Source organism: Pseudomonas soli (genome assembly GCF_900110655.1).
In the GTDB taxonomy this organism is placed as follows: Bacteria; Pseudomonadota; Gammaproteobacteria; order Pseudomonadales; family Pseudomonadaceae; genus Aquipseudomonas; species Aquipseudomonas soli.
Genome location: NZ_FOEQ01000001.1, coordinates 184,022 through 203,795 on the forward strand (window position 1 = coordinate 184,022; position 19,774 = coordinate 203,795).

Annotated in this window: 23 protein-coding genes; 12 read left to right on the top strand and 11 right to left on the bottom strand. The window is 63.7% G+C overall.

The window, feature by feature from the left end; genetic code table 11:
• Position 1: 1 nt before the first annotated feature.
• On the bottom strand, positions 2-2,506 hold the full coding sequence (locus BMY03_RS00840) for a UvrD-helicase domain-containing protein (RefSeq protein ID WP_094009999.1): 2,505 nt from the start codon (positions 2,504-2,506) through the stop codon (positions 2-4).
• A gap of 187 nt (positions 2,507-2,693) precedes the next feature.
• On the opposite strand from BMY03_RS00840, the gene BMY03_RS00845 reads away from it, so the two are divergent.
• Together BMY03_RS00845 and BMY03_RS00850 are read left to right on the top strand one after the other, a co-directional pair.
• A complete protein-coding gene (locus BMY03_RS00845; protein ID WP_023631092.1) occupies positions 2,694-3,392 on the top strand; it encodes a pirin family protein in 699 nt (232 codons plus the stop codon).
• Positions 3,393-3,508: 116 nt separating this feature from the next.
• Complete coding sequence (locus BMY03_RS00850) at positions 3,509-4,243, top strand: hypothetical protein (protein ID WP_031315351.1); 735 nt, start codon at positions 3,509-3,511, stop codon at positions 4,241-4,243.
• Positions 4,244-4,336: 93 nt separating this feature from the next.
• On the opposite strand, the gene BMY03_RS00855 is transcribed toward BMY03_RS00850, so the two are convergent.
• Positions 4,337-4,798 carry a sterol desaturase family protein gene (locus tag BMY03_RS00855; protein ID WP_094010000.1) on the bottom strand — a complete coding sequence of 154 codons (462 nt, stop codon included), beginning with the start codon at positions 4,796-4,798 and terminating at the stop codon, positions 4,337-4,339.
• Positions 4,799-5,254: 456 nt separating this feature from the next.
• On the opposite strand from BMY03_RS00855, the gene BMY03_RS00860 reads away from it, so the two are divergent.
• Entirely contained in the window at positions 5,255-5,968 is a 714-nt protein-coding gene (locus BMY03_RS00860) for an MgtC/SapB family protein (protein ID WP_038706204.1), read from the top strand.
• Here BMY03_RS00860 and dksA read toward each other — a convergent pair.
• From dksA to BMY03_RS00875, 3 genes are all read right to left on the bottom strand, one after another.
• Positions 5,965-6,372: an RNA polymerase-binding protein DksA gene (gene dksA, locus BMY03_RS00865; protein ID WP_023633185.1), complete on the bottom strand. Its 408-nt coding sequence runs from the start codon at positions 6,370-6,372 to the stop codon at positions 5,965-5,967. The genes BMY03_RS00860 and dksA overlap by 4 nt on opposite strands.
• 90 nt (positions 6,373-6,462) lie before the next feature.
• Positions 6,463-7,800 carry a dihydroorotase gene (locus tag BMY03_RS00870; protein ID WP_094010001.1) on the bottom strand — a complete coding sequence of 446 codons (1,338 nt, stop codon included), beginning with the start codon at positions 7,798-7,800 and terminating at the stop codon, positions 6,463-6,465.
• Positions 7,801-7,802: 2 nt separating this feature from the next.
• Positions 7,803-8,363, bottom strand: a complete 561-nt coding sequence (locus BMY03_RS00875) for a gamma carbonic anhydrase family protein (protein WP_046855480.1) — start codon at positions 8,361-8,363, stop codon at positions 7,803-7,805.
• A gap of 135 nt (positions 8,364-8,498) precedes the next feature.
• Between BMY03_RS00875 and BMY03_RS00880 the strand changes: the two genes are divergently transcribed.
• From BMY03_RS00880 to BMY03_RS00905, 6 genes are all read left to right on the top strand, one after another.
• On the top strand, positions 8,499-9,008 hold the full coding sequence (locus BMY03_RS00880) for a GNAT family N-acetyltransferase (protein ID WP_094010002.1): 510 nt from the start codon (positions 8,499-8,501) through the stop codon (positions 9,006-9,008).
• 64 nt (positions 9,009-9,072) lie between these two features.
• A complete protein-coding gene (locus BMY03_RS00885; protein WP_094010003.1) occupies positions 9,073-10,701 on the top strand; it encodes an MFS transporter in 1,629 nt (542 codons plus the stop codon).
• Positions 10,698-11,831 carry an HlyD family secretion protein gene (locus BMY03_RS00890; protein WP_094010004.1) on the top strand — a complete coding sequence of 378 codons (1,134 nt, stop codon included), beginning with the start codon at positions 10,698-10,700 and terminating at the stop codon, positions 11,829-11,831. The genes BMY03_RS00885 and BMY03_RS00890 overlap by 4 nt, the downstream gene beginning before the upstream one ends.
• Before the next feature lie 218 nt (positions 11,832-12,049).
• The gene (locus BMY03_RS00895) at positions 12,050-12,682 is read left to right on the top strand and encodes a hypothetical protein (protein ID WP_023632648.1); all 633 of its coding nucleotides are present in this window, start codon (positions 12,050-12,052) and stop codon (positions 12,680-12,682) included.
• Positions 12,683-12,780: 98 nt separating this feature from the next.
• Positions 12,781-12,993 (top strand): DUF2790 domain-containing protein, encoded by a 213-nt coding sequence (locus BMY03_RS00900; RefSeq protein WP_094010005.1) that lies wholly within the window; start codon positions 12,781-12,783, stop codon positions 12,991-12,993.
• An 86-nt stretch (positions 12,994-13,079) separates the two neighbouring features.
• Positions 13,080-13,661 (top strand): LysE family translocator, encoded by a 582-nt coding sequence (locus BMY03_RS00905; protein WP_094010006.1) that lies wholly within the window; start codon positions 13,080-13,082, stop codon positions 13,659-13,661.
• Positions 13,662-13,711: 50 nt separating this feature from the next.
• Here BMY03_RS00905 and BMY03_RS00910 read toward each other — a convergent pair whose 3' ends face one another.
• Both BMY03_RS00910 and BMY03_RS00915 read right to left on the bottom strand, forming a co-directional pair.
• Complete coding sequence (locus BMY03_RS00910; RefSeq protein WP_094010007.1) at positions 13,712-14,488, bottom strand: AraC family transcriptional regulator; 777 nt, start codon at positions 14,486-14,488, stop codon at positions 13,712-13,714.
• Positions 14,489-14,498: 10 nt separating this feature from the next.
• A complete protein-coding gene (locus BMY03_RS00915) occupies positions 14,499-15,041 on the bottom strand; it encodes a helix-turn-helix domain-containing protein (protein WP_038706211.1) in 543 nt (180 codons plus the stop codon).
• A 154-nt stretch (positions 15,042-15,195) separates the two neighbouring features.
• Between BMY03_RS00915 and BMY03_RS00920 the strand changes: the two genes are divergently transcribed.
• The 3 genes from BMY03_RS00920 to BMY03_RS00930 all read left to right on the top strand — a co-directional run bounded on the left by BMY03_RS00920 (position 15,196) and on the right by BMY03_RS00930 (position 17,583).
• Positions 15,196-15,978 (top strand): aldolase, encoded by a 783-nt coding sequence (locus BMY03_RS00920; protein WP_046855471.1) that lies wholly within the window; start codon positions 15,196-15,198, stop codon positions 15,976-15,978.
• Positions 15,979-16,011: 33 nt separating this feature from the next.
• Positions 16,012-16,902 (top strand): dihydrodipicolinate synthase family protein, encoded by an 891-nt coding sequence (locus tag BMY03_RS00925; RefSeq protein ID WP_094010008.1) that lies wholly within the window; start codon positions 16,012-16,014, stop codon positions 16,900-16,902.
• Positions 16,903-17,025: 123 nt separating this feature from the next.
• Positions 17,026-17,583 (top strand): RNA 2'-phosphotransferase, encoded by a 558-nt coding sequence (locus BMY03_RS00930; protein WP_094010009.1) that lies wholly within the window; start codon positions 17,026-17,028, stop codon positions 17,581-17,583.
• A 35-nt stretch (positions 17,584-17,618) separates the two neighbouring features.
• Here the strand turns inward: BMY03_RS00930 and BMY03_RS00935 are convergent, their stop codons facing one another.
• From BMY03_RS00935 to BMY03_RS00950, 4 genes are all read right to left on the bottom strand, one after another.
• The gene (locus tag BMY03_RS00935) at positions 17,619-18,071 is read right to left on the bottom strand and encodes a hypothetical protein (RefSeq protein ID WP_143067505.1); all 453 of its coding nucleotides are present in this window, start codon (positions 18,069-18,071) and stop codon (positions 17,619-17,621) included.
• Between the two features lie 41 nt (positions 18,072-18,112).
• On the bottom strand, positions 18,113-18,388 hold the full coding sequence (locus BMY03_RS00940) for a colicin immunity domain-containing protein (RefSeq protein WP_094010011.1): 276 nt from the start codon (positions 18,386-18,388) through the stop codon (positions 18,113-18,115).
• Between the two features lie 98 nt (positions 18,389-18,486).
• Positions 18,487-18,843, bottom strand: a complete 357-nt coding sequence (locus BMY03_RS00945) for a hypothetical protein (RefSeq protein WP_094010012.1) — start codon at positions 18,841-18,843, stop codon at positions 18,487-18,489.
• Positions 18,844-19,296: 453 nt separating this feature from the next.
• Positions 19,297-19,656 (bottom strand): DUF596 domain-containing protein, encoded by a 360-nt coding sequence (locus BMY03_RS00950; RefSeq protein ID WP_094010013.1) that lies wholly within the window; start codon positions 19,654-19,656, stop codon positions 19,297-19,299.
• Positions 19,657-19,774: the final 118 nt, after the last annotated feature.

Genomic DNA, 19,774 nt, shown 5'->3' on the forward strand with positions numbered 1-19,774 from the left:
CCTACTGGCCGCGCAGGTCTTCGAAAAAGGCCTCCTGCCCCAGGACTTGGCTCGACGCACGTGCCTGCCCGGCAGCCTCGCCGCTGGCTTTCTCCACGTGCCAATAGCATTGCCGGACCGCCCGCGTCACCGCCACGTAGGCCAGGCGCTGTACCTCTTCTTTCTGCGCCGTATCGAATGCCTGGGCGTCTGCTGGTTTGCCCAGGCCGGCCAGGCGATAGACCTGGTTCTTATAGGGCGAGCTGGTCAGGTATTGGCAATCGCCAAGCATGAACACCGTGTCAGCCTGTAGTCCCTTGGCACTGTGATAGGTCAACTGGCGCAGGCGGCGCTGGCTGGGCGGCAAGCTAGAATCCACTTTAGCTATTTGCGACAAATGCTTTTCAATCAATAACTTATCGCTTGTTTTTCGAAACAGCATTAGTACCGTTTCACCGCGCTGGTAATGCTCGATCACCGTTTCGGCCAGTGCGGCCTCGTCCCGGTCGAAGACCTTCACCGGCGACAGCGGCAGCTCGGCCGCCAGCCCACTGGCCCTGGCCTTCTTGCCGGTGATGGCCGAGGCGCCTTTGACCAGATGCTCGGCGGCCTCGATGATGTACTGCTGGCTGCGGTAGTTTTCCACCAGCATCACCCGCGTGTTGGCCGGTGACGGGAAGGCCTTGGTGAACTCCATGAAGTATTTCGGCGAGCTGCCGCGCCAGCCGTAGATCGACTGCCAGTCATCGCCCACGCACATCAGCGATGAATGTTGCGCCACCCGCCCGCTGTGCATGGCCGGCCCACGGCGACGGATTTCGGCGAGGCAGGCACGCAGCCAACTGACGATCTGCGGCGAGACGTCCTGGAACTCGTCGATCATCAGATGCGCCAATGGGCGTAGCAAGGGATCGGGGAGCAACCCGAGGTTCTCCGGATTGTTCTCGCCAAACAGGGCAAACATGCGGTTGTAGGTCATCACCGGCGGCGACTGCGCCAGCAGGTGTGCTTCCAGTGCTTTCCAGAACAGCGCGAGGGCCTCGAAGAATGCCGCGTCGCTGTCGCCGGACGGGAAGTTCATGGCGGCCACGGCGGTGTTGACGTCCAGGCCGAGGTTCTCAATGAAGCTGGCGGCGCTGACGAAGGCGTCGAGCAAGGGCGCCGGAGCCAGCTCGCCCTTCACCTTGTACTCGAAGCCCGGACCGGCCACGGCATCACCCGCCAAGGACGTCGCAAGTCGTTTTGCCGCCGCATAATTATCGAGCCATATCAATGGCTTATCGCAAAAAGCTTGAAATAGGGTGCGCTTTACCGCCCATTCCGCGCGCACCGCCAGCTTGGCGCCCGGCCGCTGGTACTGGGCGCTTTCAGACGGGTCGAAGCCCAATACCACCCAGGCGTCCAGCCCTTCCAGACGGCCATGGACATGAAAGCGGCTGCCGCGGATCTGCACCGTGTCCCGGCACGGCTCGATACCCTTGATTGGCCAGGCACCGGCGGTAAACCACAGGTCCTCGATCACATCGCACAATTCCTCGTCGCGCTGGGCGGCCAGCTGGGTTACCTGTACACGCTTCTGCACATCCGGGTGGTCCGGGTCCAGCGGCTTGAGCAGCAGCGCCTCCTGGCGCAACGCGCCGACCAGCTGGACGAAACGCGGGCTCTGGCCCAGCAGGTCGCTGTAGCACTGGTTGAGCTGCTGGCGTTGGGCATCGTTCAGGCGCAGGTCGAACGGGTTGCTGTCAGCGTTCGCCTCGCCGCCTGCGGGCATTTCGTTGCCCAGGGTCTCGAACGCCCGCACCTGGGCAAAACTCGGCAGGCTGCGCACCAACGGCAGGATGCGCGAATGGAATGTACGCACCAGCTCTCGCCCCTGGGCAGGCGACAATTCGAGCTGCCACAGGGCGAACACCTGCAGCAGGCGCTGGATGAAGTCACGGCGCGACTCGCGGGTGAAGGTCACCACGGTCAGGGCATCGAGCTCGAAGCCCAGGTAGTGGCGCAGCAGCAGGATGCGCAGCACCAAAGACGTCGACTTGCCGGCGCCGGCGCCGGCCACCACGCAGGTCGAGGGCGTGTCGCTGAAAATCAACTTCCATTGCGCCGCGCTCGGTTGTGCCTCGCCAGGCAACCGCTTGGCGACATCAGCCTTGAAGCGCCTTTTCAGCTCGGCGGTCACCGGCAGGCGCCAGTCGTCGAACAGGTTGTCATCACGTCCCGGCGTCGCAGCCTGGTCCGGGCGGGTATCGCGGATCACCAGGACCTGGCGCCCGGCCTCATAGCCATCGACCCGGCCTTGCTCGTAGCCCTCACGCAAGCCATCGGCATGGCCGTTGCGCTGCCCCGTGGCGTGGCCGAGGAACCAGGAGTCGCGATGCTGCGCCTGCAGGCGCGACAAACCGCGGCCCAACAGGCGCGCGACCAGGCGACGCAACCAGGGCAACTGGGCGGGAGGGGTCAGGTCGGCCGGGGCCCGGGGATGCTCGTGCGGCACGGTCACTCCGTTGAAAATCAGAACAGCCGGCATGTTCGCCTCATCCGCGCAAAAGTGCCAGCGAATGCTTATGGATCAGTGGATTAGGCGATGAAGCGCATGCAGAGTCGCAAACTAAATTATCGAATTTAACGATTGTATTTAGCCGATATTTACGCTTTTTATCGATATTTTAAACACGCATCATGACCTCATTCCACCGACTCATAGGAGCGCCACCATGCTGCAACTGCGACCCTTCGAAAGCCTTGGCCACGCCAACCACGGCTGGCTCGACGCCCATCATCACTTCTCCTTCGCCGAGTACCATGACCCGGCACGCATGCACTGGGGCAACCTGCGCGTGTGGAACGACGACCTGATCGCGGCCGGTGCTGGCTTCCCGCCGCACCCGCACCGTGACATGGAGATCATCACCTACGTTCGCGAAGGCGCCATCACCCATCAGGACAGCCTGGGCAACAAGGGCCGCACTGAAGCTGGCGACGTGCAGGTCATGAGCGCTGGCAGCGGCATCGTCCACAGCGAGTACAACCTGGAGAAGGTCGACACGCGGATCTTCCAGATCTGGATCATCCCGGAAAAGGTCGGTGATGCGCCCTCCTGGGGTAGCCGCCCCTTCCCCAAGGGCGAACGTGGCGAAGGCTTCGTGACCCTGGCCAGCGGCCGCGAAGGCGATGACGACAGCCTGCGCATCCGCACCGACGCGCGCCTGGTGGCCGCGACCCTGCGCGCCGGTGAAAGCGCCGAGTACCGCCTCGATGAGGGCCGCCGCGGCTACCTGGTACCTGCCAAGGGACGGATTGAAGTGAACGGCTTGCAAGCCAAGGCCCGTGACGGGGTGGCGATCGAGCAGGAAACGCTGCTCAAGGTGACGGCGCTGGAAGACAGCGAAATCGTGCTGGTCGATGTAGCCTGATCGACCTTGGCCGGCCGCCGGCGCAGGCCGATATCGCACTTTTTCGCGTTTGTGCGCTCTATGCATGGCCAGGTCCCACCGATCCCCGGTGGGACCGCCTTTTCCAACCGGTGCCGATGGCCGTACGAAGACGCTTTCCGTTTCCTCGCCTACTGCTGATGGCCGGCAGCCTGGCGTGCCTGGTTGCCTGCACCCAGCAGCAGGGCCGTGACATGCTCACCCAGTTCGGCAACGGCAAGCCCGACGAGCTGTTCCAGACCAGCGTCGACCGCATGGCCACCCTGGCCATGCGCGACAACCTGCAAAGCCTGTATCTGCTGATGAACAAGCTGTACCTGCGCAACCCCAACCAGTGGCGGCAATCGGGCTACCTCGACGCCACCACCGCGGCACGGCAGATCCGCATCGCCATCGAACAGCGCCAGCCCCTGGCGCAGTTGGGCGAGCGCCGCGACCTGGCGGCCTTGAGCTACGCCCTGAGCCCGGAGTTTCGCGGCGACCGGGTAGGCGCGTTCATCTATGCCATCGGCAGCATGCTGGTCACCGCCCATGGCGGGCGCACCGAGTTCTACATGACCGACACCCTCGACCCGTTGTTCATCCACAATGCCGCGCGCAACATCGAGAAGGCCACCTGGATGCTCGGCCAGCGCCAGGATGCCAATGGCGTGCTCCTGCTGTTTTCCAACGAAATCTCCGAGCAAGGCAGCAACCTCAGCTTCGCGGTGGAGTTCGGCAAGGTCGTCGCCCGCCTCGACCTGCTGGCGCAGATGCTTGACGAGCGCTATCGACGGATCGGCCTGAACTACGCGCAAAGCCTGCTGTTGATGAATTTCCTGCCGGTGCAATGAGCCGGGTCGGCCAGCAGAACGTCATCGTCGCAGCCCCTCGAGCGGCACGGTTGAGCCGTATCCGGTCCAACAGGCAAATGAGGCGCCAAGCAATCAACCCCGTCGCCGTTTCAGCTGCTGCTTCAACACCCGCAACGGCGGCGCATAGAAGAATCCGAACGACACGCTGCCCTGGCGGCCCTTCACCGCATGGTGCAGGCGATGAGCCCGGTACAGACGCTTGAGGTAGCGGTTGACCGGTTTCGGCGCCCTCGGCCAATGGCGGTGGAAGAATCCGTCATGGGCCAGCACGTAGGCCAGCTCATAGCCCGCCACGCCGCCACCAACCCATTGCAGCGGCGCGTGCCCGGCCTTGCCCAGCATCACCAGGGCAGCGGCGATAAGCCCGAGCGCCAGCAGGTAGAGGTCGTTGGTTTCCAGCATGCCCAGTTGCGGCTCGTGATGCGAGCGGTGCAGCCACCAGCCCCAGCCGTGCATGACGTACTTGTGGGCCAGCGTGCCGACGCCCTCCATGGCCACCAGGGTGCCGAACAGCACGGCGAGATTGAACAACATGTATCGGTCCGGGGGGGTTGGCAACGAAAGGCGCAAGCGTACCATTGCCGCCAGGTCATTCAGAGGGATTTTCCATGAAGAATGTACCCAGGCCGGCACCTGCCGGCGCTTGACGTAACACAATTGTCATGCCCCACGCCTTGACCCAGCGCGGATCGAGGCGTATGGTCCGCCGCGCATTCAAGCATCCCTCACCCAGGAGACCCCTGCATTGGACAGTAGCCCCAGTCGATTGCGACAGGCCCACACGGCGAGCTAGTCCGGCAGCGTTCCTGCCACTGTCTCGCCGTACTCGGTAGACGGTGGTTCCCTTCGGCCCTCCCTGGCTGAACATTCCTCCTTAGTTTCCCAGCCCTGCCTCCGGCAAGGCGCGTGGTCCTGCGCATTCCTCGTTTGCAATCGCGCCGTCTCAAGTCGGCGCCCATGCGGGCCATCGCCCGCAGAACGGAGTTCGCTATGGATTGGAAAATCTTCCTGCTGCGCGTCAGCGTGGCCCTGCTGCTCGGTGCCCTGATCGGCGCCGAGCGTCAACTGCGCCAGCGCCTGACGGGCCTGCGCACCAACGCCCTGGTCAGCACCGGTGCCTGCCTGTTCGTGCTGATGACCCAGGCCGTGCCAGGCATGGCGCCCACCGATGCCTCGCGCATCGCCGCCTACGTGGTGTCGGGCATCGGCTTTCTCGGCGGCGGCGTGATCATGCGCGACGGCTTCAACGTGCGGGGCCTGAATACCGCCGCTACCCTCTGGTGCACCGCCGCGGTTGGCGTGCTGTGCAGCCTCGGGCTGTTGCTGGAGGCGTCGCTGGGCAGCCTGGTGGTGCTGTGCGCAAACATCCTGCTGCGCGACCTCGCCCAGCGCCTCGACCGCCAGGACGTGCTGCCGGCCAGCGAAGTCGAGCAGCGCTACGAGGTGCGCATCGTCTGCCGCGCCGAGGACGAGATCCAGGTACGCAGCCTGATGCTGCACAGCCTCAGCGACCCGGGCCTGCGCTTGCAGTCGCTGCACAGCGAAGACCTGGCCGACCCAACACGGCTGGAGGTACGCGCCGAACTGCTCGGCACGCCGCAGGCGCCAACCCAGTTGGAGCGCCTGGTCGGCCGGGTAAGCCTGGAGAAAGGCGTCAGCTCGGTGCGCTGGCAATTGCAGGTTCAGGGGCTGGCCTCTGACTAGACGTCGTCACGCACATGCCGCTCGCGCAGTTCCTGGCGCTCCTTGGCCTCGACGCACAAAGTCGCGGTGGGCCGCAGTAGCAGGCGGCGCAGACCGATCGGCTCACCGGTTTCCTCACACCAGCCGTAGTCGCCCCGGGCCAGGCGCTCCAGCGCCTGGTCGATCTTGTCCAGCAGTTTCTTCTCCCGCTCCAGCGAGCGCAGTTGCCAGTGGCGCTCTTCTTCGGCGCTGCCGATGTCGGCGAGGTCGCTGTGCACCTCCTGCTCACGCAGGGCGCGGAACTCCTGTTCGATACGGCCCTGCAGCTCGCCGCGCTGGGCCAGCAGCAGGTTACGGAAGAATTGCCGCTGCGGCTCGTTCATGTAGGCGGCTGCAGGTTGTTGCAACAATTGCTCTTCAGTCATGGCAAGGTTCCGAAATGCTGGGCGCGCGCCGCGCCCCTTTCGCTGGCAAGCCAGCTCCCACAGGGGCTGCGCAGCGGCCCCCAGCTCAAATCAACGGTCGAACATCAAGGGCAATCCCTGGCACGGGTCGCACACTTGGCCCTGGTGCCAGGCCAGTTGCCCCGACACCACCGTGCTACGTACCACATGGTGGAAGGCGCGCTGCTGGAACGGCGTCCAGCCGCAGCGCGCCAGGATCGGGTCGTCCGCCACGGCCCGTGGCCTGGCCAGGCGCTCGACGATGGCGAAGTCCGCCCAGTATCCCTCGCGCAGGAAACCGCGCTCGCGAATGGCGAACAGCTCGGCCACCGCGTGGCTGGTCTTGGTCACCACCTGGGCCATGCTCAGCACCCCTTCGCTGACCAGCTCCAGCGCCGCCGGCAGGGCGTGCTGCACCAGCGGCAGGCCTGACGGTGCGCGGGTATACACCCGCCGCTTTTCTTCCAGCGTATGCGGCGCGTGGTCGGTACCGATCACATCGATACGGTCGCGGGCCAGGGCGTTGCGCAGGGCATCGCGGTCGGTGCCGGTCTTGATCGCCGGATTGCACTTGATCAAGTGGCCGAGGCTGGCGTAGTCGCTGTCGTCGAACAGCAGGTGGTGCAGGCACACCTCAGCGGTGATGCGCTTGCCGCTCACCGGGCCGGACGTGAACAACGCCAGCTCGCGCACCGTGGTCAGGTGCAGCACATGCAGGCGCGTGCCGAAGCGCCGGGCCAGATGCACGGCCAGGCTCGAGGAGCGGTAGCAGGCGTCGGCATCGCGGATCAGCGGGTGCGCGGCCGGAGGGATGAATTCGCCGTGGCGCGCCCGCCACCACCCCTCGTTCTGCACAATGCTGGGCGTGTGCTCGCAATGGGCCAGGACGATGGTCGGCGCATAGACAAAGAGTTTTTCCAGCACCTGCGGATCATCCACCAGCATGTCGCCAGTGGACGCGCCCATGAACACCTTGATCCCGGCCACTTCGCGGGGGTCGAGGGCGGCAATGGTGTCGAGGTTGTCGCGGCTCACCCCGAAGTGAAAACCATAGTTGGCCCGTGAGCCTGCCGCCGCCCGGCGCTTCTTGTCGGCCAGCGCCTCCAGGGTCAACGTCGGCGGGTTGGTGTTGGGCATGTCCATGTAGCTGGTGATGCCCCCGGCCACCGCCGCCCGCGACTCGCTGGCAATACTGCCCTTGTGCGGCGCCCCCGGCTCGCGAAAATGCACCTGGTCGTCGATCATCCCTGGCAGCAACCAGGCGCCCTTGGCATCGATCTCCAGTGCCGCCCGGGCGTTGTCGAGGCTGCCGGCGATCCGTTCTATGCGCCCATGGCGCACCAGCAGGTCGGCTTCGAATTCACGCCCCTCGTTGACCAGCCGCGCATTGCGCACCAATAGCGTGTCCATGCTCAGAACTCGTTCTGCAAGGCCTTGTAGCCCTGGACCAGGTCGATATTGGTGCGCGCTACATCCTCGGAGAACTCCGAGGCAGACACGCTGACCGGCGGGTAGCGCTCCAGGTCGGTATGCGGGCCGATGTGCTCGGTGGGCGGCACGTAGAAGCGCGGCGGCAAGTCGCGGCCGTCGACCACCGAGTTGTGCCGCACCACGCTGCCATCACCGACCTTGCAGTTGAACAGCACGCTGTTGAAGCCGATGAACACCCGGTCGCCGACTTCGCACGGACCGTGGACGATGGAGCGGTGGGCGATCGAGCTGTACTGGCCGATGCGCACCGCCGCGCCGGATTTGGAATGGATCACCACGCCATCCTGGATATTGGAGTTGGCACCGATGACGATTGGCTGCATGTCGCCGCTGGCGTCCACCTCGTCGGCGCGGATGACCGCATAAGGGCCAACGAACACGTTGTCGTGGATGATCACCTTGCCGCAGATGATGGCGGTGTGGTCGATATAGGCCGATTCGGCGATTTGCGGAAGATGGCCGGAGGGGTTTCTGCGGATCACGGTGAGGGTCCTGCCTGGGAGGAAAAATGCAAATGTTACGTTATAACAATTACATTGCAACACCTTCCCGCGTCGATCTGGCAAACTGCACGTTACTGCGCGTCAACGCCCGTGCCTGAAGGTCTTGTGTCCCCCATGCCTGTCCGCCCTACTCTCACCGATGATGTTCCAGCGCTCCCTGCCTTGGAACGCTCCGCCGCCCAGGCATTCCGGCAATTGCCGCACCTCGCCTGGCTGGCCGACAGCGACGTGATGAATGAAGCCGAACACCTCGCATTCGTGAGCGAAGGTTGCAGCTGGGTCGCCGTGGATGACCAGGACCAGGCACTGGGTTTTCTCTGCGCCAGCATTGCCGACGACGCCTTGCACATCCATGAGCTGTCCGTGCGGCAAGAGGCCCAGGGCCGCGGCTTGGGCCGGCGCCTGCTAGACCAGGCACGGCATGCCGCTCGCCTCAAGGGCCTGGCCTGGCTGACCCTGACCACCTTCGACGATGTCCCCTGGAATGCCCCGTTCTACGCGCGCTACGGCTTCGAGCCCATCCCTGCGACACGCTTGGACGCCCGCCTGCGCGCAATTCTCGCCAGCGAGCTGGCCCATGGCCTGGACCAGCGGTGCGCCATGCGCCTGCCGCTCGACGCCTGAGCCCTGTTTTCATCCCCCCGGCCATTCACGTAGAGTCTGAACACCCGCGGTAACGGACAACACGATGGACAAGTACGCCCCCCGCCAGTGGCTGCCACACGAAAAGCCCAGCCTGCCCGGTTCGCCCTCGACACCGCTGCACGCCCCGGCCAAGCGCCTGGCCTTCGGCGTGGTCGGTCTGCTGGTGGCCATCACCGGCGGCCTGGGCAACGCCCTGGTGGTGGCCAACCTGCCATTTCTGCAGGGCGCCCTCGGTGCCACCAGCGCGGAGATGGCCTGGCTACCGGCGGCCTACGTGATGACCAACGTGTCGATGAACCTGTTGCTGGTGAAGTTTCGCCAGGAGTTCGGCCTGCGCGCCTTCACCGAAGTGTTCCTGGTGCTCTACGCGCTGGTCACCCTCGCCCACCTGTTCGTCAACGACCTCAACTCGGCCATCGCCGTGCGCGCCGCCCATGGCATGGTCGGTGCCGCGCTGAGTTCGCTGGGGCTTTACTACATGATCCAGGCCTTCCCCGCGCAGTGGCGGCTCAAGGCGATGGTCCTCGGGCTGGGCGCCTCGCAGTTGGCCGTACCCTTGGCCCGGGTGTTTTCCGAAGACCTGCTGCAGATCGCCGAGTGGCGCGGGCTGTACCTGTTCGAGCTGGGCCTGGCCCTGGCCGCGCTGGGCTGCGTGCTGTTGCTCAAGCTACCGCCGGGCGATCGCTTCAAGACCTTCGAGCCGCTGGATTTTCTCACCTTCACCCTGATGGCCAGCGGCACTGCCCTGCTCTGCGCGGCGCTGTCGCTGGGGCGTATCGACTGGTGGCTGGACGCGCCGTGGATCGGCGTCGCCCTGGCCGGCGCCATTGCCCTGATCCTCTCGGGCCTGGCCATCGAGCACAACCGCAGCAACCCGTTGCTGATGACCCGCTGGCTGGGCAGCGGCGCGATCATTCGCCTGGCACTGTGCGTGATCCTGATCCGCATGGTGATTTCCGAGCAGTCCACCGGCGCGGTGGGCTTCCTCCAGGCGCTGAACATGGGCAACGAGCAGATGCGCGCGCTGTACGCGGTGATGCTGCTGGGCGCGATCACCGGCCTTGCCACCAGCGCGTTGACCATCAACCCCACGCACCTGGTACTGCCGCTGTTCATCTCCCTGGCCGCAATGGCCACCGGCGCGTTCATGGACAGCGGCTCCACCAACCTGACCCGCCCGGCACAGATGTACCTCAGCCAGTTCCTGCTGGCCTTCGGCAGCACCTTCTTCGTCGGCCCGTCGATGGCGCTGGGCATCAGCCATGTGCGCGCCAACCCGCGCAACCTGGTGAGCTTCTCGGTGCTGTTCGGCATCTGCAACAACCTCGGCGGGCTGATTGGCTCGGCACTGCTGGGCACCTTCCAGACGGTGCGGGAGAAATTCCACTCCAGCCAGCTGATGGACCGCCTGAGTTCCCTGGAACCCCTGGTCAGCGCCCGGGTCCAGGGGGGTGGCGCCGGTTATGCCGGGGTGCTGGCCGACCCTGCGCTGCGCAACGAGGCGGGCATGCGCCTGCTGGCCAACGCCGCGACCCGCGAGGCCAATGTGCTGGCCTACAACGATGTGTTCATGCTGATCGGCGCCATCGCTATCCTGACCATGATCTGGATCTTCATCCGCAGCCTGTACCTGCGCTATACCCACTCCACCAGCGGTGCCTCCAACCGATGACCCAGGAAACGCCAACGACCACCACCACCGCCATCGCCGAAACCCCGGAAGGCAGCGCGCCCCCGAGCGAGCCGACCAGCCCGGCACGTACCCGACGTGTGCGCCTGCTGTCATCGCTTAGCTTCGCCGCCGTGGCCCTGGCCGGCATCCTGCTGGTGCTCTACGCCTGGCGCCTGCCGCCATTCAGCAGCGCCATCGAAAGCACCGAGAACGCGCTGGTGCGCGGCCAGGTGACCATCATCGGCCCTCAGCTGGGCGGCTACATCGTCGAGGTGCCGGTGCACGACTTCCAGTTCGTCAAACAGGGCGACCTGCTGGTGCGCCTGGACGACCGCATCTACACCCAACGCCTGGCCCAGGCCGTTGCCCAGCTCAAGCAGCAACAGGCGGCGCTGGCCAACAACCTGCAGCAGCGCAACAGCGCCGAGGCCACCATTGCCCAGCGCCAGGCCGCGATCGCCGACGCCGCCGCCCAGGCCGACAAGGCCCGCGCCGACCTGCAACGCAACCAGGCGCTGGTAAGCGACGGCTCGGTATCACGCCGTGAACTGGACCTGAGCCGCGCCAGTCAGGCCGCCGCCGTCGCCAGTCTGGCCCAGGCCAGGGCCGCACTGGAAATCGCCCGCCAGGACCGCGAAACGGTGGTCGTCAATCGCGCTGCGCTGGAAGCTTCGGTGGAAAACGCCAAGGCCGCGGTGGAGCTGGCCCGCATCGACCTGGACAACACCCGGGTCAAGGCGCCACGTGACGGCCAGCTGGGGCAGATCGGCACCCGCCTGGGCGCCTACGTCAACCCCGGTGCGCAGTTGATGGCACTGGTGCCGGACACCCTGTGGGTGATCGCCAACCTGAAGGAGACGCAGATGGCCAACGTGCGCATCGGCCAGCCGGCGACCTTCACCGTCGATGCGCTCAATCATCTGAAACTGCGTGGTCACGTGCAGCAGATCTCGCCGGCCACTGGCTCCGAGTTCGCCTTGTTGCAGGCCGACAACGCCACCGGCAACTTCGTCAAGATCGCCCAGCGCATCCCGGTGCGGATCACCGTCGATGGCGACCAGCCCGAGGCCAGGCATCTGCGGCCAGGGATGTCGGTGGTGGTGAGCATCGATACCCGGGAGGCGCAGTAAGCGACGGGTCCGACGGCGCCGGGGCGGAACCAGCAGAGTATGGCTGAACACCCACCGTTTGCCGGTTGGCCGCCAGTCGGTGCCAAAGGCAGGCTTTGCCAAACAGCGCACAGCACGGGCGATATGTCGTCGTGCCACGATTGCGGCCGCTCTGGCCCGCGGGTTCTAATCCTGGCCTGCGCTCCACCCAGCAATTGGCAATACAAGGATGCCTTACAATGGACAGGAAGATCATACCGCTGGCGTTGCTGGCGACCCTGGTCGGCTGCTCGGACAACCAGCAGCCCCGCGAAGCCGACCTGCGCCAGGCTGCCCAAGCCTACCTCGACAGCCAGTACCCGCACTGTTTCGTGATCAGTGCCTTCCCCACCCGCACCCGTGACTTCGATGTCGAAGGCACCAACCAGGCCCTGCACGCCCTGGCCCAGGTCGGCGTGGTCAGCGAACGGGAAGTTGCCCGTACCGAAGTCCCTGAGCGCCTGTGGCAGCCGGCACGCACCGACATCTACTACGCCTACGACCTCACCGACGAGGGCCGCCGCTACTACAAGGCCGATGCAAGGCGCAAAGCGAACGGCACCAGCACCGGCGGGCTGTGCTTCGGCAAGGCCCAGGTCACCGCCATCAACAGCGTCGGCAAGCCTACCGAACAGGATGGGCGCAAGCAGTCGCAGGTGAGTTACAGCTACCAGGTGAACGAACTGCCGACCTGGGCCAGCGACGCGGCGGTCCAGGCCGGCATCGCAGGCCTCGGCCAGGCGGCCGCCAGTGCTGCCAAGCCGCTGGAGGAAACCCGCGCCATGGTGCTCACGGACCACGGATGGGTGCACGAGCAACTGCTGGCCAACTGATCAAGCTATTAATCCTGGGAAAATCTGCGCACGCCATCCTTGCCTCAACCCGGCCGCCTGGCGGCCGTTTTTCAGGTCAATCGATGGAGACCCCAGTGATGAAAACCCTAACCTGTGCACTCGCCCTGCTGGCAACGATCTCGGCCACCTCGGCCTTTGCCGAAGGCGGCGCCGACCGCCTCAAGGAACGCAGCGACCAATGGGCGCTGCAACGCCAGCAGGCCGAGCAGATCGCCAAGGGTGACGCCCAGTCGCCCGCCCAGCAGCAAGCCCGGCAGACCCAGGACAACGCCAACACACCCTCCAGCTGATAGGCTCCTTGGGCATTTTTGTTCAATACCCGCGCCGCGGCCTCGGGCAGGATAGCCGCACTATCCTCGCCACAAGGAAACGCCCGATGAGCCTGACACTGTCCATGGCGGCCTTCGCCCTGGCCGCCTCCATCTCCCCCGGCCCGGTCAACATCGTCGCCCTCGGCAGCGGCGCGCGCCATGGCCTGCGGGCCAGCATCGGGCATGCGGCGGGCGCCACCCTGGGCTTCTGCCTGCTGCTGGTGCTGGTGGGGCTGGGCGTGCATGAGCTGCTGCTGCGCTGGCCGCTGCTGGGGCAGCTGTTGCATTGGGGCGGCGTACTGTTCTTGCTGTACATGGCATGGAAGCTGGCCAGCGACGACGGCGCGCTGGGCGCCGAGGATGGCAAGCGGGCGCCAAGCGCCTGGCACGGCGCGGCCATGCAGTGGCTGAGCCCCAAGGCCTGGCTGGCGGCCGTGGCCGGCATCGGCGCCTATACCGGCGGCGAGCAGCAGCTGTTGTGGCTGTTCACCTGGATCTACGGGCCGATCTGCTTCGTCTCCGTGGCCAGTTGGGCCTGGGCCGGCAGCGTGATCCGCCAGTACCTGGCCGAGCCTTGGCGGATGCGTCTGCTCAATCGGGTGCTGGCAGGGTTGCTGGTGGCGAGCGCGGTGTACCTGATGGTATGAGGTTGACGGTTCGGGCCCTATCGCGGGGCAAGCCCGCTCCCAGGTGCTATTCAGCCTTTGCGATAGTGCCCCGGCGTGGTCGCCAGGTGCCGCTTGAAAGCCCGCTGCAGATGCGCCTGGTCGGCAAAGCCGGCTTCCAGCGCCACCTCGGCGATGGCCCTGCCGGCGCGCAACTGCGCCCGGGCATGCTGCACCCGCTGGTCGAGCAGGTAGGCGTGCGGCGATAGCCCGAAGCGCTTGCCGAATGCGCGGATCAGGTAGGCCCGTGACAAGCCCGCCGCAGCGCAGATGTCCTCAAGTGTCAGCGGATCCAGACGGTGGGTGCGAATGAACGCGGCGGCCATCTCCAGGCGTGGATGCGACTGTGGGTGACGCGCCGCGCCGCCCTCGAGATAACCTGGCAGCTCTGCGAAGAACGTCGCCAGCCGCTCGGCCTTGTCCAGCGCCTCGCTGTCGAGCAGCCCGGCGAACAGGTCGAGCAACCGCCCGTACAGCGCGGTCGACGTGCTCAATGTCGCGGCCGGCAGTTCGAACCCTCGGGCCTGCAACCACGGCAAATCAACGAACAGCATCAGGTAGGACCAAGGCTCGCCCTGGAGGGGGTTGCAGGTGTGCACCACCCCTGGGTTCATGAGCACCGTGGTCCCCACGGCCACCTCATGCCGTGCATCACCGGTCAGGTATGTGCTGCGCCCGCCGGTGATCACGCCGATGGAAAAGCTCGCGTGGGAATGCGCGGTGTAGCACACCTGGCGGCCATCCCCGACCAGACGTGCCTCGACGAAGGGCAATGCCGGATCACGCCAGAACCTCGAGACCTCGATCATCGCCCCACCCTCACCCTTCGCCGCCCTGCACCACCACCAGCAACTGCGCCTGGCGCTCGCCGACCGAACGCAGGCGGTGCGGGGTCTGGGCATTGAAATGCAAGGCGTCGCCGGCCTCCAGCAGCACCCGCTCGCTCATGAAGTCCACCTCCACCTGCCCTTCGTGGACGAACAGGAACTCCTCGCCCTCGTGTTCCTTGAAGGTCGGGTCACTGAATTCGGTCGGCGGCTGGATCAAAAACGGCAACAGGCTGCGCTGGCCAACCTGCGAAGTCAGCACCGCATACCCAGGCCCCTCGCCGCCGCCCACCAGCGCCTGGCGCTCGCCGCGGCGCACCAGGCTGTAGCGCGCCTGGCCGTCATGCTCGCCGTCGAACAGTTCCTCGACATTGACGTTCAACGCCCGCGCCAGCTTCAGCGCCGCAGCGATCGACGGCGTGTTGAGGCCACGCTCGACCTTGGACAGGTAGCTCTTGGTCATGCCGGATTTCTCGGCCAGCTGCTCAAGGGTGATGCCCAGTTTCTTTCTCAGCAGTTTCAGTCGGATAGACATGTGAAGCGGGTTTCCCGAACAAACGCACTTGCGCATGACACTTTGTGTCATATAGGATTATTTGTGTCATCTGATGGTTCGCCCCCTCACCGTCCAAAGCTCGGGGGCGAGCCAGCCCTGACATCCGTCATCACGCCACAGAGGAAAGATCCCCATGGCCAATACCCTTACCCTCAGCAAAGACCAGCTGGTGCAAAAGGCACTGACACAGATGCAAGGCTCGCTTGCCGATAATACGTGGACTGTGCGCGAAAAGCTGGCCCTGACCTGCCGAATTCTCTTCGATAACGGCCACGACTCGGGCCTGGCCGGGCAGATCAGCGCCCGTGGCGCGCAACCGGGCACCTTCTACACCCAGCAACTGGGCCTGGGTTTCGACGAAATCACCGCCAGCAACCTGCTGCTGGTCAACGAAGACCTCGAAGTGCTGGAAGGCGAAGGCATGCCCAACCCGGCCAACCGCTTCCACAGCTGGGTGTACCGCGCCCGCCCCGACGTCAACTGCATCATCCACACCCACCCTACCCATGTCGCCGCGCTGTCGATGCTGGAAGTGCCGCTGCAGGTCTCGCACATGGACCTGTGTCCGCTCTACGAAGACTGCGCATTCCTCGAAGCCTGGCCAGGCGTGCCGGTGGGTAACGAGGAAGGCGAGATCATCAGCGCCGCCCTGGGCGACAAGCGCGCCATCCTGCTCTCGCACCACGGCCAGCTGTCCACAGGTACCAGCATCGAGCAGGCCTGCGTCTACGCCCAGCTGATCGAACGCGCCGCGCGCCTGCAACTGCTGGCGATGGCCGCCGGCACCATCAAGCCGATCGCCCCGGAGCTGGGCCGCGACGCCCACGACTGGATCGACCGGCCCAAGCGCCACGGCGCCGCCTTCAACTACTACGCCCGGCAGGCCCTGCGCAGCCACGCCGATTGCCTGAACTGATCCCTTTACGCCTTGCTTGCGGAGCCTTGCACAATGACTAATCAATTCCACGGCATCATCGGCTACACCATCACCCCGTTCAGCGCCGACGGCGAACAGCTCGACCTGCCCGCGCTGGGCCAGTCCATCGACCGCCTGATCGCAGACGGCTCCCACGCCATCGCCCCGCTGGGCAGCACCGGCGAAGGCGCCTATCTGAGCGACAGCGAATGGCAGCAGGTCGCCCAGTACAGCCTGGAGCGCATCGCCAAGCGCGTGCCAAGCATCGTCAGCGTCTCCGACCTGACCACCGCCGGCGCCGTGCGCCGCGCCCGCTTCGCCCAGCAGCACGGCGCCGACGCGGTGATGGTGCTGCCGGCGGCCTACTGGAAACTCAGCGAAGCCGAGATCGTCCAGCACTACCGCGCCATCGGCGCGGCCATCGATTTGCCGATCATGCTCTACAACAACCCGGCCACCAGCGGCACCGACATGCCGGTGGAGCTGATCCTGCGCATCGTGCGCGAGGTGGACAACGTGACCATGGTCAAGGAGAGCACCGGCGACATCCAGCGCATGCACAAGCTGCAACTGCTCGGCGAGGGCCAGGTGCCGTTCTACAACGGCTGCAACCCGCTGGCGCTGGAAGCCTTCGTTGCCGGTGCCACGGGCTGGTGCACGGCGGCGGCCAACCTGATTCCCGAACTGAACCTGCGGCTGTACCAGGCGGTGCAGAGCGGTGAGCTGGAACAGGCCAAGGCGCTGTTCTACCGCCAGCTGCCGCTGCTCGATTTCATCCTCAAGGGCGGCTTGCCGGCGACCATCAAGGCTGGCCTTGAGATGACCGGGCTACCGGTAGGCGAGCCACGGCGGCCGGTGTTCGGGCTGGATGCCGAAGGCCGCGACAAACTGAAGACGCTGCTCGACGCATTGCGTCAGGGCTGATATCAGCGACATACCTGTGGGAGTCCGCTCCCACAGGTACTCTACACACTTGAGAACTCGACCCCGAATCCGGAGAATGCCCCCGACCCAAACGACCAGAAGCCATGGAAAAGGATCTTTCCAGTGAACCAGAAACAACGCGACACCCTCAGCAAGTTCCTCAGCTACGTACTGCGCCACGCCCCCGAATCCATCGAATTGTCCCTCGACCGCGACGGCTGGGCCGATGTCGACGCGCTGATCCACGGCGCCGGCAGGCAAGGTCACGCCTTCGACCTGCACGCCTTGCGTGAAGTGGTCGAGACCAATGACAAGCGCCGTTTCACCCTCTCCGACGATGGCCGCCGCATCCGCGCCGCCCAAGGCCACAGCAGCAGCCAGGTCGAAGTACGCCACGTCGCCAAGGCGCCACCCGCCCTGCTCTATCACGGCACCGCCAGCCGCTTCCTGGCCTCCATCGAAGCCCAGGGCTTGATCCCGGGCAGCCGCCATCATGTGCACCTGAGCGAGGATCCACAGACTGCGTTGGCGGTGGGCAAGCGCTATGGCCAGCCGGTGCTGCTCACGGTCGATACCCAGGCCATGTGCGCAGCGGGAGCAGTGTTCTATCAAGCGGACAACGGTGTCTGGCTGGTAGACCAGGTGCCGCCGGTGTATCTGTCACGCCAGGCAGAAGAATAAGCCTGCAAGGAGCGGCCTTGTGCCGCCCGACCAGTTTAAAGGGGGCCAAGCGTTTCGTTAGTAAAGTACCGCGTATCCTTATCAATCGCGGGCTCCATCCCGCCATAAAATACAGGTATCGAGAAACGACCCGCCAAGCCCGACACATATGCATGCAGCGCCTGCATGATATCGCTCAGGTCGTCAGCAGGCGTACTGTTGAAGGAGAGTTCAATATCGAGGCGATCTTCCCACTTGATGACTCGCAGCAGCACCAACGGCAGGCTCACCTTATTGGATACATTGAATTCCCAGAGCCGCAGGCTCAGACATACCGACTCACCACTACCGTGCAATCGCTGCGTCACCGCCTCCAGGCTCTCCCCTCCTTGAACTTCGGAGTCTGCCGACAGCGAAAGATCAGAATGCGTTTTCGCCGAAGCCACGATTACCTTGAGGACAGCTTGCAACGCCACGTCCGGCACGCGTTCCAGCATGACTTCGTACACGACAGTCCCCTTTCGGCCTATGAGGAGTATTTGCAAAATATTTACTTCTTAAGAGATTCGCAAGCGCACCGAATGCAATGACCCACCTGCTCCGCGTTGAGATAATAATCGGGATCGTCGCGCAATAAATCCTCATTTTCTGTAAAAGCGTCAAGATTGCCGAACAGTTCGTCCAGCACAAGATAGACATCCTCGGGCAACACCCGCGACTCATTCTTGAACCGCCCAAAAAACACCTCAACAAACTGGCCCAAGGTACATTTGTCCGATAAATACTTTTCCATCAGACTAACATAAGGCAGCGCCACCTCACTCATACTCACTCCCTCTGCCAAGGTCCTAAAGTGCATATTTTAGGCCAAGACTTACCCCCTCGATTAAATGTCACTTGATGTACATTTGCACCGCACCCAACTCATTCTTCATCCCAAAAATTTCCCGGCGTTACATAAGCGCCGTCCTTTAGGACCTCACACCAACCAAAATACCGATGAAACATTTTCAGATCGACTATCAGATAACGTTCTCCCTCCAGCGGCGCCAGGCTGACTTCTGAGAGCGCATAGTGAGAGTACTCTCCACCTGTCCCTGGGATAACCCGCTGTTCAAGAGCCGTCCTGTCCCACTCCGTTACCGTTCCGCTGACGACTGGCAAAGGATCGAAAAACTCGATCTCAAAAGTCTCCGAAACTCTACAAAGGCAGGGGAGATATCGCAGCTCCAGCAACCTTTGACTTATAAGGTCTTGCTCAAAACAAATCGTCAAAATCATTTTTTCAACGCGCTCCTTGGCACGACAACTTCACCAGAGAAATTCTTCTCGAACGTTCTCACTGGACTGAAATATTGAACACCATGCGGGTCACGTATGGCTACCACCGCAACACCGTTTCTCGTGGTAACACCGTCCACAACAACAAAATGGGAAAAACGCGTACCGTTCGTGTTGTCAAAAATCCGTGCAATAACGGGCGTTCCTGAATTGGTATACCGCTCTAGATCAGCTACGTTCCGGCTACAGATTAAAGGTGACAGATTCATTTTCTATAGCTCTAATTTGGACGTGCCCCACCTCCTGCGCTCGACGTCCTCAACGGAGCCTTAAGCACTAGATTTCTTCGTCTTGGTGATGCATCAGCAGACAATGGAGTAGGACAAACAAATCTGTCCCCTTTCCGCCAGCCCTTTTTTCTTCACTTTTCCGCAACAATGTTACAGGCATTGCTCATGTCCAAACTTCCGTACCGTCCTTGTAAACCCAAACGAGGCCTCCCGGCACCCAACTAACTCCATCTTTTGTGATCCAAAATAGCGCTTCGTCAGTATCTTGTTCTGCAGGCCAAGCCGAATCAAATGCAGCTATTTGTTCAACAACATCCCCTTTCAATCGGTCCCCATTAGCGAGAAACACCCTACCCTCAAGAATCAGCTCAGCCAGCACCTGCAAAAAAATACGCTTACGGTCGTTGTAACCCTCACAAGAAAATGTCTTGCAGACGCTCAGCCACAGCGCGTCAACTGCTAAGCCTTGACTCCACTCCACGATTTCCTTGAATTCTTCGGAATCTCGACAGCACAAAAGCATTTTAATTTCACCTCCAGCTTTGGAGCTTTCGCCCCTGAATGTCCGATGATATCAAGCGCCCATAGAGCACCAGACTCTGCAGTAGAAACTTGAGCCATTGCGCAAGTTCATTTGAACG

Bases quoted from the DNA above. Each gene is read 5' to 3' on its own strand.
- BMY03_RS00870 (WP_094010001.1), bottom strand. From the start codon at position 7,800: ATGGACACGCTATTGGTGCGCAATGCGCGGCTGGTCAACGAGGGGCGT.
- BMY03_RS00945 (WP_094010012.1), bottom strand. From the start codon at position 18,843: ATGATTTTGACGATTTGTTTTGAGCAAGACCTTATAAGTCAAAGGTTG.
- BMY03_RS00840 (WP_094009999.1), bottom strand. From the start codon at position 2,506: ATGCCGGCTGTTCTGATTTTCAACGGAGTGACCGTGCCGCACGAGCAT.
- BMY03_RS00885 (WP_094010003.1), top strand. From the start codon at position 9,073: ATGGACAAGTACGCCCCCCGCCAGTGGCTGCCACACGAAAAGCCCAGC.
- BMY03_RS00900 (WP_094010005.1), top strand. From the start codon at position 12,781: ATGAAAACCCTAACCTGTGCACTCGCCCTGCTGGCAACGATCTCGGCC.
- BMY03_RS00860 (WP_038706204.1), top strand. From the start codon at position 5,255: ATGGATTGGAAAATCTTCCTGCTGCGCGTCAGCGTGGCCCTGCTGCTC.
- BMY03_RS00910 (WP_094010007.1), bottom strand. From the start codon at position 14,488: ATGATCGAGGTCTCGAGGTTCTGGCGTGATCCGGCATTGCCCTTCGTC.
- BMY03_RS00915 (WP_038706211.1), bottom strand. From the start codon at position 15,041: ATGTCTATCCGACTGAAACTGCTGAGAAAGAAACTGGGCATCACCCTT.
- BMY03_RS00850 (WP_031315351.1), top strand. From the start codon at position 3,509: ATGGCCGTACGAAGACGCTTTCCGTTTCCTCGCCTACTGCTGATGGCC.
- BMY03_RS00845 (WP_023631092.1), top strand. From the start codon at position 2,694: ATGCTGCAACTGCGACCCTTCGAAAGCCTTGGCCACGCCAACCACGGC.
- BMY03_RS00890 (WP_094010004.1), top strand. From the start codon at position 10,698: ATGACCCAGGAAACGCCAACGACCACCACCACCGCCATCGCCGAAACC.
- BMY03_RS00905 (WP_094010006.1), top strand. From the start codon at position 13,080: ATGAGCCTGACACTGTCCATGGCGGCCTTCGCCCTGGCCGCCTCCATC.
- BMY03_RS00925 (WP_094010008.1), top strand. From the start codon at position 16,012: ATGACTAATCAATTCCACGGCATCATCGGCTACACCATCACCCCGTTC.
- BMY03_RS00940 (WP_094010011.1), bottom strand. From the start codon at position 18,388: ATGAGTGAGGTGGCGCTGCCTTATGTTAGTCTGATGGAAAAGTATTTA.
- BMY03_RS00880 (WP_094010002.1), top strand. From the start codon at position 8,499: ATGCCTGTCCGCCCTACTCTCACCGATGATGTTCCAGCGCTCCCTGCC.
- BMY03_RS00950 (WP_094010013.1), bottom strand. From the start codon at position 19,656: ATGCTTTTGTGCTGTCGAGATTCCGAAGAATTCAAGGAAATCGTGGAG.
- BMY03_RS00920 (WP_046855471.1), top strand. From the start codon at position 15,196: ATGGCCAATACCCTTACCCTCAGCAAAGACCAGCTGGTGCAAAAGGCA.
- BMY03_RS00855 (WP_094010000.1), bottom strand. From the start codon at position 4,798: ATGTTGTTCAATCTCGCCGTGCTGTTCGGCACCCTGGTGGCCATGGAG.
- dksA (WP_023633185.1), bottom strand. From the start codon at position 6,372: ATGACTGAAGAGCAATTGTTGCAACAACCTGCAGCCGCCTACATGAAC.
- BMY03_RS00895 (WP_023632648.1), top strand. From the start codon at position 12,050: ATGGACAGGAAGATCATACCGCTGGCGTTGCTGGCGACCCTGGTCGGC.